At 31.2% G+C, this 14013-nt stretch carries 14 protein-coding genes; 2 read left to right on the forward strand and 12 right to left on the reverse strand.

Annotation, left to right across the window (positions count from 1 at the left end):
* Positions 1-105: 105 nt before the first annotated feature.
* The 10 genes from hpf to B2989_RS14265 all read right to left on the reverse strand — a co-directional run bounded on the left by hpf (position 106) and on the right by B2989_RS14265 (position 9694).
* A complete protein-coding gene (gene hpf, locus B2989_RS14220; protein ID WP_292949763.1) occupies positions 106-420 on the reverse strand; it encodes a ribosome hibernation-promoting factor, HPF/YfiA family in 315 nt (104 codons plus the stop codon).
* A gap of 25 nt (positions 421-445) precedes the next feature.
* Positions 446-1336, reverse strand: coding sequence for a tyrosine-type recombinase/integrase (locus B2989_RS14225; protein ID WP_292949765.1), 891 nt, complete (start codon positions 1334-1336; stop codon positions 446-448).
* A gap of 110 nt (positions 1337-1446) precedes the next feature.
* Complete coding sequence (rpsU, locus tag B2989_RS14230) at positions 1447-1641, reverse strand: 30S ribosomal protein S21 (protein ID WP_145002548.1); 195 nt, start codon at positions 1639-1641, stop codon at positions 1447-1449.
* Positions 1642-1724: 83 nt separating this feature from the next.
* A complete protein-coding gene (locus B2989_RS14235) occupies positions 1725-3152 on the reverse strand; it encodes a carboxypeptidase-like regulatory domain-containing protein (protein ID WP_292949767.1) in 1428 nt (475 codons plus the stop codon).
* Between the two features lie 189 nt (positions 3153-3341).
* Positions 3342-4511 carry an acyl-CoA dehydrogenase family protein gene (locus B2989_RS14240; protein WP_292949769.1) on the reverse strand — a complete coding sequence of 390 codons (1170 nt, stop codon included), beginning with the start codon at positions 4509-4511 and terminating at the stop codon, positions 3342-3344.
* Positions 4512-4535: 24 nt separating this feature from the next.
* A complete protein-coding gene (locus B2989_RS14245; RefSeq protein WP_292949771.1) occupies positions 4536-5309 on the reverse strand; it encodes a ComEA family DNA-binding protein in 774 nt (257 codons plus the stop codon).
* 132 nt (positions 5310-5441) lie between these two features.
* Entirely contained in the window at positions 5442-7058 is a 1617-nt protein-coding gene (locus tag B2989_RS14250; RefSeq protein ID WP_292949773.1) for an alanine/glycine:cation symporter family protein, read from the reverse strand.
* A gap of 92 nt (positions 7059-7150) precedes the next feature.
* Positions 7151-8176 carry a potassium channel family protein gene (locus B2989_RS14255; protein ID WP_145002563.1) on the reverse strand — a complete coding sequence of 342 codons (1026 nt, stop codon included), beginning with the start codon at positions 8174-8176 and terminating at the stop codon, positions 7151-7153.
* Positions 8177-8179: 3 nt separating this feature from the next.
* Entirely contained in the window at positions 8180-8407 is a 228-nt protein-coding gene (locus tag B2989_RS14260) for a PspC domain-containing protein (protein WP_292949775.1), read from the reverse strand.
* 12 nt (positions 8408-8419) lie between these two features.
* Positions 8420-9694: a DUF2851 family protein gene (locus B2989_RS14265; RefSeq protein ID WP_292949777.1), complete on the reverse strand. Its 1275-nt coding sequence runs from the start codon at positions 9692-9694 to the stop codon at positions 8420-8422.
* 155 nt (positions 9695-9849) lie between these two features.
* Between B2989_RS14265 and B2989_RS14270 the strand changes: the two genes are divergently transcribed.
* Positions 9850-10566, forward strand: a complete 717-nt coding sequence (locus B2989_RS14270) for a DUF6090 family protein (protein ID WP_292949779.1) — start codon at positions 9850-9852, stop codon at positions 10564-10566.
* A gap of 194 nt (positions 10567-10760) precedes the next feature.
* Positions 10761-11945: an MFS transporter gene (locus tag B2989_RS14275; RefSeq protein ID WP_292949781.1), complete on the forward strand. Its 1185-nt coding sequence runs from the start codon at positions 10761-10763 to the stop codon at positions 11943-11945.
* Between the two features lie 96 nt (positions 11946-12041).
* Here the strand turns inward: B2989_RS14275 and B2989_RS14280 are convergent, their stop codons facing one another.
* Positions 12042-12470, reverse strand: coding sequence for an FKBP-type peptidyl-prolyl cis-trans isomerase (locus tag B2989_RS14280; RefSeq protein WP_028283634.1), 429 nt, complete (start codon positions 12468-12470; stop codon positions 12042-12044).
* Positions 12471-12841: 371 nt separating this feature from the next.
* Positions 12842-13822 carry a PLP-dependent cysteine synthase family protein gene (locus tag B2989_RS14285; protein WP_145002575.1) on the reverse strand — a complete coding sequence of 327 codons (981 nt, stop codon included), beginning with the start codon at positions 13820-13822 and terminating at the stop codon, positions 12842-12844.
* Between the last annotated feature and the right edge of the window lie 191 nt (positions 13823-14013).

A 14013-nucleotide genomic window follows, 5' to 3' on the forward strand; every position in this document is an offset into this window, starting at 1 on the left:
AGCTGAGCTACATCGGCTTTTTTCTGCTAATTTTACTTCTAAAAAAAGCCCGCTATTTCTAACGGACTGCAAATGTAAATATTTATTTAATTATTCAAAACATTTTTATGAAATATTTTTAAAATTTTCTCTTAATTTTTGTTTTCGCTTTTTTAATTGCCTTTCCAAAGAGGCTACAGCTATGTCTGCCCCCTCTTCAAATGTCTTACATTGCTTTTTAACAACCAAGCAATCACCTGGCACATTTATTTTTGCTTCAAATATTTTATTAAGCTTATTACTACTCTTTTCTACTTTAAGATAGACTTCTGATTGAATTACTTTGTCATAGTACATTTCAAGTTTATCCATTCGTTTTTGGATGAACTCCAATAATTGGGGATTGGCATTAAAGTTTACTGCCTGCGTGTTTACCTTCATACTTTAAAATTTTGTGGTTAAACATTTATTTTTTACTTCTAGGGTGTGCTTTTGCGTATACTTTTTTTAACTCAGCTATACTATTGTGAGTATAAACTTGAGTAGCTGCTAAACTAGAATGCCCTAATAGCTCTTTGACTGCGTTTAGCTCTGCACCTTGATTTAATAAGTGCGTAGCGAAAGAATGTCTTAGAATATGTGGACTTTTCTTCACCTTAGTTGAAGCTTTACTAAAGTAATCATTTATAATTCTGTAGACAAGAGTTTCATATACTTTAACTCCTTTTTTTGTTAAAAACAAATACTCATTATCTGTAATAGTTTCTAATTTATTTCTTTCTAACTTATAAATCTCTACACTATCCATTACCATGTTTAACAAAGGAATAATACGTTCTTTATTTCTTTTACCTAAAATTTTAATTGTCTTATTTTCTAAATCAACATCTTTTAATTTAATGTTTATCAACTCTATACGTCTAATTCCTGTAGAGTAAAATAATTCTATTATTAATTTATTTCTAACACCTTCAAAATCTTGATTGTGGTTAATTTGATCAAGAACTGTATTAATTTCATTTTCTGAAAAGGGGATTTGAACTTTTTTACTTGTTTTTAATGCCTTATGTTTTGAAAGTGGATTTAGCTTTACTTCTTCAATTTTAAGTAGGAATTTAAAGAAGCCATTTAATGCAGAAATCTTTCTATTTATACTTCTGTTGGTTATTCCATTTTGAACTAAATTAACAATCCAAGATCTAATTTGCGAATAATTAGTTTCTTGAATAGTATTTGTTTCTTCTTCACTAGAAATAAAAGCAATAAAGGATTCTATATCTTTTTTATAAGCATTAACAGTTAGCTGGGAATATTTTTTTTCAAGCAACAGGTAATCTAAAAAGGCTTTTAGTAGCATTAAGCGTATAGTATTTAAGTTTTATAAATATACCTTTTTTGTTTTGGGTATGTGTAAAAATAAAAAAACCACTAACTAAATTAGTGGCTTTTTTTATTAATTGAAACTATTTATAAAGCTTCTTGATCTCTTAAATGTTGTACATATTGAGCTTTTTGAATTTTAGCTCTATTTTCTATTGACGGTTTAACAAATTGCTTACGACCTTGCAAAACTCTTCTAGTTCCCGTTTTATCAAACTTACGTTTGTAGCGTTTTAATGCACGTTCTATATTTTCTCCGTCCTTTATTGGAATTATTAACATAGTGTCTTAACCTCCTCTCTTTTAAAATTTTGAGGCGCAAATATAATTAGTTATTTATATTTTACAATAAAAAAAATTGCTTTTTATTGTTTAAAAAGTGTGGAACGTTTAGTTAAATCCTTAATTAACTTTTCGTCTTCTTCACTTTCTAGCAATGTATTATAGTTTTCCCAAAATGTTTTATCGTAAGGTTTTATAGAAAAAATATCTGAATCCCAGTCTTGATTTAAAGCTGCTTGTACTTGTTCTTGATCTTGAATTATTTCTGTAAACAAAATTTCTTGTACTGTATAATAAAACCGTTCTTCTTTATTAAAAAGTGCTTCCTCTTCTTTATCAATTTTACCTACGGGTTTATAACCAACATTGACAAGTTTTGGAGTTTCGTAATAGATATAATTTGGATACATTCTATCTTGATATTCCATATAGGATATAACTAGTTTATGGTTTATTTGCGTATCAAATAAGGTTTTACTTCTACTTTTTTGGGCATTAGATCCTGCTTTTAATTGATATTCAATTTTTTTAATTGCAAAATTATCCCAATAAATGTATATCCAACCTTCTGCAATATAACCTTCGTTATAAATGCCTTCTGTGTCTAAACCAACAAAATCTTCACTTTTATCTATCTTAATTTTATAAATTTTTCTTTCGTTATCAACTAAAATCGTATCCAATTTAAATTGATGTTTTGCTAACACATCTTTACCTAACAATGCTTTTGGACTTTTAGAATTACGTACTAAATTAAGTTTTCCTTTAAACAAATTATCTAAACCATTTACTCTAGTATCATTCCATTTAATAGACTTTATTAGTGATGATTTAGCGATAGTATCTCTTCGTAAATTTTTAGGTTTTAAATTAACATTGGCATTATATTTTAAATATGTAGCATATGAAAATAAACTATCTACATCACGTAAATCGTAACTTTTTCTGACCTGATCTACGTTTATTTTAAGATTATCTTTTCCTCCTGTGACATAACTAGAATCGTCATACAAAGTAATTGCACTTTCAACCAACCATTTAAATTCTTTTTTATTTCGCTCTTTATGTCTTATAAAACCTTTTTGTAAGTAAGGTAATTCTGGAAGGTTGTTTTCTAATTTTTCTAGCGCTCTAAGTACAATATCGTTTCCAGTTTTTGGTCTGTTTTCTGCGATAATCAAAATTTCATCTAAGGATGCTACATCTTCCTCTAATAAAATATCAAACTCGTTATCAAACTGATCTATTGTTGTTTTGTAGCTTTTAAAACCAATTGAAGAAATGATAATGGTATCCTTTTCATACGTTTTAGGCACTAATAACACAAACTTACCATCTGCATTTGTAATAGTACCAATTGTTGTGTTTTGAATATAAACACTTGCGTTTTCAATTGGCATCATACTCATAAAGTCTACAACTTTATTTTTTAATTCGGTTTGTGCCACAGCAAAGCTTCCTACGAGTAAAAATATTATAATTACTGTGGATTTGATCGGAGTCAATTTCATTTTAAATACTTTTAAATATTATTTGTTAGCAGAAACATAATCTTTTTAAAGATTACTATTTTAGCGAAAATAAACATTTATTTTCGCTAAAAAGCTAATCAAATTATTTTGTAGCAGGCTTATAATCTTTACCATCTATTACCATTTTAGCGATAATCTGGAATAATTTTCGCTAAAAAGCTAATCAAATTATTTTGTAGCAGGCTTATAATCTTTACCATCTATTACCATTTTAGCGATAATCTCTCTTAAGATTTCTGAAGTACCACCACCAATTGGTCCAAGCCTACTGTCTCTTAATAGTCTTGCTAATGGATATTCTTCCATGTAACCATAACCACCTAAAAACTGAAGACAATCGTAAATAACCTCGTCTGCTACTTTTGTAGATTTTAATTTAGACATCGTAGCTTCTTTTACTACGTACTCACCTTTTCCTAATCTATCTGCAATTGTATAGTTAAATGTTTTACAGATTTCTACTTCTGTAATATGGTCTGCTAAACGGTGTCTTAATGCCTGAAAACGGTCAATTGTTTTACCAAAAGCTGTACGCTCTGACATGTATTGCATCGTGTAATCCAAAGCAAACTCTGCTCTAGCATGTGCATTTACACCCATAATTAAACGCTCTGTCGCAAAATGTTGCATGATGTATGCAAACCCTTTATTTTCTTCTCCCATTAAGTTAGATGCTGGAATTGTTACATTATCAAATGCAATCTCTCCAGTGTCTGATGCTCTCCAACCTAATTTATCTAATTTAGTTGCAGACACACCAGGCGTATCTCTATCAATTAAGAAAATACTAATACCCTTATTACCTATTTCTGGATTTGTTTTTGCTGCAACTACTAAATAATCGCTATATACTCCGTTTGTAATAAATGTTTTTGATCCATTAATTACATATGTATCTCCTTTTTTAACAGCTGTAGATCGCATTCCTGCAACATCACTACCTCCAAAAGGTTCTGTGATACAAAGACATCCAATCATGTCTCCAGTAATACTAGCTGTTAGATATTTTTCTTTTATGGCATCACTACCTTCTGCTTTTAAATGCGTCATTGCTAAATAAGCGTGTGCCCACATTGCTGCAGCAAAACCAGCTGAGTTGATTTTTTGTAATTCTTCTAGCAAAATAACCATATAGAAAATATCTAAATCCATGCCGCCATATTGCTCTGGGTAACTAATACCAAAAAAGCCCATATCGCCAAATTTTTTCCAAATAAAGCGTTCTATACTTCCTGTTTTTTCCCATTTATCAATATGAGGTACGACTTCTTTTTTTAAAAATTCGCGTAAGCTTTCTCTAAATAAATTATGCTCTTCACTGAAGTACATATTTTCCATAATACGTTGTGTTATTGTTAAGTTCTAATCTAGACGTAAAGATAACTTAATTATCTCTAATTTATTAACAGGAAAACCGTTAACTTTTGTTAATTCGTCAATGGATTTAAACCCATCACGCAAGGTGCGTTCTTCAATTATACTATGTGCTACCTCATAATCAATATACTTAATAGTCACCAACTGCTCTTTAGTTGCTGTATTTAAAGCAATTTTAGTAATTGCTCTTGGTGTTTTAATACTAAAATCCGATTTAATATTATCTATAACCTCTGGCGTTAATCCGTATACTTGTTGCATCTCAATAAACGAGTGAAACCCATTAATTTTATTCCTAAACTTAATGATACGTTCAGAGTATGAAGGTCCTATGCCATATACTTTTTGTAATTGTATCGCTGTAGCGGAATTTAAATCAAGCTTCTGCGCTTCAGTTTTTGCTGTTTTTGAATAACCTGTTTTAAAATTAGTCTGCTTTGGCTTTGGATTTGTTACCCAATCAGGAAATTTGAAAAAAGGCGAAATTTTGTTCAATACCGAATCGGATACCTTAGTAACGTCTTGAAATTGTTTTACAGAATTAATCCATTTGTCTTGCTTTCTAAAAGCTAACAATCTATCAATCTCTTGATTGCTTAATCCTAAAGTATAGCCTTTATAATCGGTAATAAAATTTGGATTAAAGGGATAAATCTTTGGCTTACGTTTTTCTAACTGAATTGCTTTAAGCGAGTCTATTTGTTTAACAAATGCAATAACTTCTGAATCATTTGAAGCAAAGTCAGGATTTGTATCCATCAATTTTGGTAATACAAAGTGATAAAAACTTTGCACCACAATCAAAATTAATAGCAATAAAAAAATCCCACTTCGTTGTTTTTTAGAAAACTGAAAGTGGGATTTAAAAGTCATTATAATGTTTTTTATATTTTACATTTCATCAACTAAATCTGTTGCACCATCTTCAATAGCATCTTCTTTTTTGTTGATAGCATTCATATACTTAGTAAGCTCCTTTTTAATAACTGGAGATAACATAACTACACCAATAATATTTGGCACTACCATTGCAAAAATCATAGCATCAGAGAAGTCAATAACAGCTCCTAAACTAATCGAAGCTCCTACAACAACAAATAATAAGAATAAAATTTTATAAATTAAATCTGTAATTTTTCCTTTTCCGAATAAGAAAACCCATCCTTGCATACCATAATATGACCAAGAAATCATTGTACTAAAAGCAAATAAAATAACTGCTATTGTTAACACGATTGAGAAGTGAGGAATAACCGTATCAAAAGCTGTAGCTGTAATCTCTACACCTTCTTTAATTTCTACTCCGTATTCCATAAAACCACCATCAAAATTAGTAATAACAATTACTAAAGCTGTCATAGTACAAATTACAACTGTATCTACAAAAGGTTCTAACAACGCAACAATACCTTCACTTGCTGGATATTTAGTACGTACTGCAGAGTGTGCAATTGCTGCAGACCCTACACCAGCTTCATTAGAGAATGCTCCACGACGTACACCCTGAATCATTACTCCAATAACACCACCTAATCCTGCTAATGGAGTAAATGCACCATTAAATATCGCCATAAACGCATCATCAATTAACGTAAAGTTAGCAAACAAAATAATTAATGCTGCTAATACATAAATACCAGCCATAAATGGCACTACTTTTTCTGTTACTGATGCAATACGCTTAATACCTCCAATAATTACAATAGCTACTAATACAGCCATTACAATCCCAAAGTACATTCCTGCATTTTCTCCTGTAAGATTAAATAATTTTGTAAATTGAGCTGCTGCTTGATTGGCTTGGAACATGTTACCACCTCCAAAAGATCCACCAACTACAAATATTGCAAAAAGTACAGCTAAAACTTTACCTATTCCGCCAGCTCCTTTTTCTTTTAACCCTTTAGTTAGGTAGTACATTGGTCCACCATATACTGTTCCGTCTTCACCTACATCTCTATATTTTACACCTAAAGTACACTCGGCAAACTTAGATGCCATACCTAAAAGACCTGCAATAATCATCCAAAATGTTGCACCTGGACCACCAATTGATAGCGCTACTGCAACACCTGCAATATTACCTAAACCTACTGTAGCAGATAATGCTGCTGTTAACGCTTGGAAGTGAGACACTTCTCCATCTGCACCTTCAGCTTTCATTGTTTCAATGATATCTCCACCTGGTGTTTGATCTCCATATAATGAGTCTACACCATGTTTTTCAATATCCTCATATTTACCTTGTACTACTTTAATTGCAGTTCTAAATCCAGTAATATTGATAAACTTGAAATAAATTGTAAAAAATAAAGCACCTCCAATAAGAACAATTAATACCCACGGAATTTTTATAGTATCGGTAAAAGGAATTTCAGAGAAAATACCTTCAACAAACCAACCTGTATATTTTTTAAAGATAGCGTCTATACTATCTGCTGTACTATCTTGAGCAAAGGTTAGCAATGGTAATATTAATGTAAACATCGAGAGAAGATATTTCTTCATAATTTATTTATTTGTTAGTTAATTTTAAGTTAAGATTAGCAAGATGCAAAAAAATGCTGAATTTTTAAAAGAATTCTTGTTAAATACATTAATTAGTCTAAACTAAAAACAGTGTTTAGTTTTTGGATTTGTTCTGGTCGTCCAAGGACAATAACTTTAGAGTTAGGCACTAATTTTAATTCGGCTTCAGGATTTACAATATACTCACCATTACCATCCTTAAAACCAATGACAGTACATCCTGTTTTATGACGTAAGTCTAAGTCTTTAATAGTCTTGATTCCTGTTTTAGGATCGTAAAGTTTTTCTACTTGTACCTCTTCAATATTAATATTACTTTCTCCTACTATAGCTAGATTATCAATAAACTCTATTAAATCTGGTACAACCACTAAGGAAGCCATATGGTCACCACCAATACGATCTGGTAAAATCACGTTATTGGCACCAGCTAGCTTTAATTTTTCGTAAGAAGTTTCTTGAGAAGCACGACTTATGATGCGTAAATCATTTTTCATTTGTCTTGCAGATAATACCACAAATAAATTATCTGCATCATTTGGTAAGGCCGAAATTAAGGTACTTGCTCTAGTGATTCCAGCTTGCAATAAAATTTCATCTTCATTAGCATTACCTAAAACAAAAGGTGTGTTTTCATCTTCAAATTTTTCAATAATCTCTTTGTTTCGCTCTATAATTACAAAAGGTTGCTTATGCGCCAATAATTTGGTTGCAGCTTGTTTACCGTTTCGACCAAAACCACATATAATAATATGGTTATTTAGTGCATCAATTTTTTTCTGCATTTTCTTTTGTTTTAGTTCTTCAATATTATTTTTACTTAAAATAAATTCGGTAATAATAGTTAAAGCATAACCTACAATAACAACACTGTTTAAAATTAAAAAGATGGTGAAAATTTTAGACTTATCGTCTAAAGGTTGTACTTCTCCAAAGCCAACAGTAGTTATGGTTATTACTGTCATATAAAAAGCGTCTACCCAAGTGTAGTGAGACATAAATCTAAAGCCAATAACACCAATAACTAATAGTATAATTAATAATGCAATTGCAGTATATATTTTAGATCTGTAAAGTGTAATTAGTGGGTTAGTCATAATTTAAAGGTCAAACACCGATGAGCGTTTAGTGTATACAATATCTTTTATGCGCATCCAAAATGCTAAAAATAAGTACAACGCAAAACCAAAACCTAGTGTTGCAAAGGTTAAATACATAAACGAGGTGCGCACTACTTTGGCTCTAATACCCAAACGATCTGCAATACGCTGACAGACGTGATAGCCTCGTTTTTGAAAATAGTGTAGCTGTTTATATAAAAATTGCATACTGCAAGATAATTAATTTTGTGCAAGTATAGTATTACCAATTGCACATTTTAAGCAACGGTTTGTATCGCAATATAAATTTTTAAGCTGAATGACTGCTTGACTATCCAACGCTGATTCCGAAACCACTTTTAAGCTAGCAAACTTATCTACTATTCCGTTTTTTTCTGGTTTTAGTTGTTGCATCAAACTAACAATCTCTTCCTCAATAGATTTACCTTGTTGTTTTGCATAACAAAATTTAAGCGGAATGATTGTGTTTATTAATAACAGATCCACAAAAGACTTTGTAATTTGCTTTTTTCTGGCTGAAGATACTTTGTCAAACGTATAATGCGACTCCCAAAATGGTGAGGTTGACACCGAAAATAATTTATAAATATCCGCAACACTATCTGAAGCAATAACTTTTGAGAACACGTTTTGGTGCAAATGGTATACATTGGCTAATTGTGACAACCTAATCGTAGGAAAATTTGGTGGACGCAGTCTAAAAAACTGAAACGGACTAACACTAGCATTATCAATTTTAAATTTTTGTTTTAAAAACGTATAATCTTTTTGTAGTGCAATATAATACGCCTCCTGAATATCCTGATCCAATAAACCTGCTTGACCAAAAAACAAAGCTTCTAAACTTTGTAAATTACTTTGCTGTTTTCTAACTACCGAAAAATCAAAGCTGTTAGCCAAACTAAAAAAAGCGTCTCCATTAACTTTAAGACCAAAATTTTTAGCAAGTAATTTAAACAAAACAGCTTCCCAGTTATTATTAGAAGCTTTTAAAATAGCTTCAATAGCTTTTGCTTTACTTTCTAAACGCTCAAAAAACAAACGCTCTAACCAATTTGTGACAACAAAAGGATTAACAATAGCAATCGTGTTTTCGCAATTAATCCAAGTTTGTTTACTATTAAATAGCTTAGCATAATTATTTAAAGCTACTTGAGACACATAATTTTTAAGCTGGATGGTTGGTATTTCTGAGTTATCCTTTCTAAAAACAGGTGTGTCATGCTCCCAAACAACATGTAAAATTACATTATCGTAATTTGGATCAACTTCATGATTATGCACGTACCAATCGCTAGATTTAATATGGATCTCGACATTGCCAGCCCATAATTGACCAGCAATTATAAGTTGCGCATTAAAAAAATCCGGACCAGTATGATAATTATGTGTGCCTACATTTTGGATAACAACTTGCTCTCCTTTTGTGGTCTGGAGATTTAAGGTTTCAAATTTTTTAAGTTTCCAGAGATAGTGTAAAAAATCTTCTTGCATGGCTTAAAGTTACACTTTTTTATGTAAGAAAAATACGTAGTTATACGTATTGATTTCTAAACTTAAAACTATTAACTTGACTGAACCTTCGATAAAGCAAATTAAAAACTTGTCTTATCTATATGTTTCGCATCATTAACACAAACCGCTAACCAATGATAAAATTCTTTAGAAAAATCAGACAAAATTTACTTTCAGAAGGAAAACTGGGAAAGTACATCAAATACGCAATCGGAGAAATAATACTTGTAGTTATTGGAATTTTAATTGCATTACAGATTAACAATTGGAATGAGAACCGAAAGCAACAATCTGAAATTATAGATATTTACAATCAGATTGCACTTGATTTAGATAATGACATTAGCGAGTTTTCAAGCGTTATCAAATATTACGATTCTATTAAACCCATTTATGATGCTGTCATTTTAGATACTAGAACAGTAGACTTATTAGACGATGGATTATCTAGAATAATGGCTGGAGGTCCAATAATTAATATGAATAAAGGTGGTATTGAACGCTTAAAATCAATCACTTCAAAAGATAGTTTATCGTTGTACTTAATTGAATTATATGATACTTCAACAACCCTTAACACTATAGAGAAAAAAATTTCTGACGAAAGCTACCAAGTTGTAAATATATTTAGAGATAATTACAGGTGGTATCCCGAATGGATAAGCAAAAGAATAACAAAAGATAATAGCAGTGAAGAGCTGCAAGATTATTTTGTAAATAGTCAAGAATATAGACGTTATGTTATAAGTAGTTACCAGAAATTATACAATGCTTATCTTCCAAATTTGCAATTCGGAATAGTTGAATTGAAAAATATCAGAGCAGCTATTTTAGAACGAATAGACAAGTAACGACAACACAAAATAGGTATTATAAAAAGCTAATTTTATTTTACTTACAAATATTCCCAATGAACATTCCATTTGTAATATATTGCCAACTTGATTACTAAATCACACTACTAAACCTACACAAACACACTTAGTAAATCAATTAAAAACCTTTAACTTCGCTTAACAGACCATAATATAGCCATCTACTAGCATTGAAACCCAATAAATTAATACTACCCATAATTGTCATCGCTCAGTTTTGCTGTACCTCACTTTGGTTTGCAGGTAATGGTGTGATTAATGACATGGTCCTAAATTTTAATTTAAAGCTTAGTGCTTTAGGGCATTTAACCTCTGCTGTACAATTTGGATTTATTATTGGTACACTAGTATTTGCTATTTTGACTATTGCAGATCGCTTTTCGCCATCCAAAGTGTTTTTTATAAGTGCCTTGTTTGGTGCGACTTTCAACTTAGGTATTATCTGGAATGGACATACTTTAACAAGCTTATTACTGCTTAGGTTTTTAACAGGTTTTTGTTTAGCTGGTATCTATCCTATTGGTATGAAAATAGCAACGGACTACTTTAATACAGGTTTGGGTAAATCACTTGGTTTTTTGGTTGGCGCTTTAGTCCTTGGTACTGCTTTTCCGCATTTATTAAAAGATTTTACAAGTAGCTACCCATGGAAGTCTGTATTAATTACAACATCCACACTTGCTGTAATTGGAGGTTTATTAATTTTATTTTTAGTACCAAATGGACCTTATCGTAAACCTAGTTTACACACTAATTTTAAAGCGTGTTTTACAATCTTTAAAAAACACAACTTTAGACATGCTGCTTTTGGTTATTTTGGTCACATGTGGGAATTATATGCGTTTTGGGTTTTTACACCTATAATACTTAAACAATATAGTATTAACCATAGTATTGCAGATTTGAATATTCCGATATTATCTTTTATAATTATTGGATTAGGTGGCATTGCCTGTATTATAAGTGGCTATGTTGCACAACGTATTGGGACTAAAAAGACTGCTTTTATAGCATTGCTATTATCTTGTATTTGCTGTTTACTTTCGTCTTTACTATTTACAGTAACCTCAACAAATATATTTGTTGGTTTTTTAATGTTTTGGGGAATGGTGGTCGTTGCCGATTCACCTTTATTATCGACTTTAATTGCTGAAAGTGCAACACCACAGCTTAAAGGCACCTCACTTACTATTGTAAATTGTATTGGTTTTGCAATCTCTATAATTAGCATACAATTATTAACTGCTTTAATTGAAACGACTACTTCCAACGGAATTTATGTGATTTTAGCTTTAGGTCCAATTTTGGGTTTACTTGCTTTAAGTGGTAAAAAGAAACCTACTATTAGCCAATAAACAAAAAAAATCCCAATACTAATTGCTGTATTACTACACACAATTAGTGTTGGGATACTTATAAAATAAGAGTCTTATTTTATTTGATAACTTGTATTATTTGATGTCTACCACTTCTAAATCAAAAACAAGATCTTTACCAGCTAATGGATGGTTTGCATCCAAAACGATAGTTTCTTCTTTAACTTCTACTACCATTAAGTTAGTCTCGCGACCATCTTGCGTTTTAGACACTAATCCCATACCTACTTCTGGCGTCATATCCTGAGGTAAATCTGCTTTACTTACTTCTTGGATTAAAGCCGGATTAACATCACCATAAGCTTCTTCTTTAGCAATTGTGATGGTCTTTTTTTCGTTTAATTTCATATCAATAACTCCTTTTTCAAAACCAGGAATTAATTGTCCTTGACCTAAAGTAAACTCTAAAGGCTCTCTTCCTTCAGACGTATCAAAAATTTGTCCATCAGATAATTTACCTGTGTAATTTACTTTAACTGTGTTGTTTTCTTTTACTTGATTCATACTACATTATAAATTTTAAAACGTACGTTTTGCATAATTTTTATGCTGTAATTATTATAGTTTAAACGTACTGACAGGTTAAACGCTAAAACCAAGCCAAACCCTAGATTTAGGGTCAACAAACTTATTTTAACTTAAATTGCGGTTTACTAAACGTCTCCCATTCCTTTGATGATAGTACTGTAGCTGTTTTAAGTATTTAGAAAATACTTATTTACCCAAATCAGCAACTCTGTCATGTTTATGTAAATAACAAAAAATTAAGGTGTCAAAACTGCAAAATACCCATGTAACATTTTACTAAATTGTAGGTCATAAAAAAAGCCCACAAATTGCTTTGTGAGCTTTTTAAATTATTAGATTAATTAGGATTAGTCTATGTAACCCATTTTACGCATCCAGTCGTCGTTAAACATTTTACCAACATAGCGACTTCCGTGATCATGGAATAATACCACAACAACATCGTCTTTAGTAAAGTGCTCTTTTAATTGTAACACACCTTTAATTGCTGCTCCTGCACTATTACCTAAAAACATACCTTCTTCTTTTGATAGTCTTTGTGTATATACTGCAGCATCTTTATCTGTTACTTTAGTAAACCCATCGATAATACTAAAGTCTACGTTTTTTGGAAGGATATCTTCTCCAATACCTTCTGTTACGTATGGATAGATTTCGTTTTCGTCAAAAATCCCTGTTTCGTGGTACTTTTTAAATACCGAACCGTAAGTATCTATTCCCCAAATTTTGATATTTGGATTTTGTTCTTTTAAGTATTTACCAACTCCAGAGATTGTTCCTCCTGTACCTACACCAACAACAAAGTGCGTGATTTTACCATCTGTTTGTTCCCAGATTTCTGGTCCAGTACTTTGGTAATGTGCTTTGGCATTACTTGGATTATCGTATTGGTTTACGTACCAACTGTTTTCTATTTCTGTGCTTAATCTTTTTGATACCGAATAGTATGATCTTGGATCCTCAGGCTCAACTGCTGTTGGGCAAACCACTACCTCTGCGCCTACTGCTTTTAAGATATCTACCTTTTCTTTACTTTGTTTATCTGCCATTACAAAAATACATTTGTATCCTTTTATAATTGCTGCTAATGCTAATCCCATTCCTGTATTACCTGAAGTCCCTTCTATAATTGTTCCTCCTGGTTTAAGACGTCCATCTGCTTCTGCATCTTCTATCATTTGTAGTGCCATACGGTCTTTAACGGAGTTTCCTGGGTTAAAGGTTTCGTATTTAGACAATACTAAACATGGTAACTCTGCTGTTAGTTTGTTTAGTTTTACTAATGGTGTATTACCGATGGTTTCTAAAATGTTATTTGCGTATTTCATTAAGGTATTTTATTTTTTTTATTGAAGAAAAAAGCGTCTAATTTATGATTAATCCTTTAAGCTAACGCTTTAAATTAAGACGTGCTTGTTTCTAATTTTAATTTTGCAAAAGTACGTTAATTGTCTAAAATTGAAAGTTAAAACTACATTAATTTATTTTAAAACTGTCCTTAGGGTTGATTGCGTTAGCG

The organism is Olleya sp. UBA1516 (genome assembly GCF_002323495.1).
In the GTDB taxonomy this organism is placed as follows: Bacteria; Bacteroidota; Bacteroidia; order Flavobacteriales; family Flavobacteriaceae; genus Olleya.

Coding starts and splice junctions, on each gene's coding strand:
- B2989_RS14235 (WP_292949767.1), bottom strand. CDS start 3,152: ATGAAATTGACTCCGATCAAATCCACAGTAATTATAATATTTTTACTC.
- B2989_RS14285 (WP_145002575.1), bottom strand. CDS start 13,822: ATGAAATACGCAAATAACATTTTAGAAACCATCGGTAATACACCATTA.
- B2989_RS14255 (WP_145002563.1), bottom strand. CDS start 8,176: ATGACTAACCCACTAATTACACTTTACAGATCTAAAATATATACTGCA.
- B2989_RS14225 (WP_292949765.1), bottom strand. CDS start 1,336: ATGCTACTAAAAGCCTTTTTAGATTACCTGTTGCTTGAAAAAAAATAT.
- B2989_RS14250 (WP_292949773.1), bottom strand. CDS start 7,058: ATGAAGAAATATCTTCTCTCGATGTTTACATTAATATTACCATTGCTA.
- B2989_RS14260 (WP_292949775.1), bottom strand. CDS start 8,407: ATGCAATTTTTATATAAACAGCTACACTATTTTCAAAAACGAGGCTAT.
- rpsU (WP_145002548.1), bottom strand. CDS start 1,641: ATGTTAATAATTCCAATAAAGGACGGAGAAAATATAGAACGTGCATTA.
- B2989_RS14245 (WP_292949771.1), bottom strand. CDS start 5,309: ATGGATACAAATCCTGACTTTGCTTCAAATGATTCAGAAGTTATTGCA.
- hpf (WP_292949763.1), bottom strand. CDS start 420: ATGAAGGTAAACACGCAGGCAGTAAACTTTAATGCCAATCCCCAATTA.
- B2989_RS14265 (WP_292949777.1), bottom strand. CDS start 9,694: ATGCAAGAAGATTTTTTACACTATCTCTGGAAACTTAAAAAATTTGAA.
- B2989_RS14240 (WP_292949769.1), bottom strand. CDS start 4,511: ATGGAAAATATGTACTTCAGTGAAGAGCATAATTTATTTAGAGAAAGC.
- B2989_RS14270 (WP_292949779.1), top strand. CDS start 9,850: ATGATAAAATTCTTTAGAAAAATCAGACAAAATTTACTTTCAGAAGGA.
- B2989_RS14280 (WP_028283634.1), bottom strand. CDS start 12,470: ATGAATCAAGTAAAAGAAAACAACACAGTTAAAGTAAATTACACAGGT.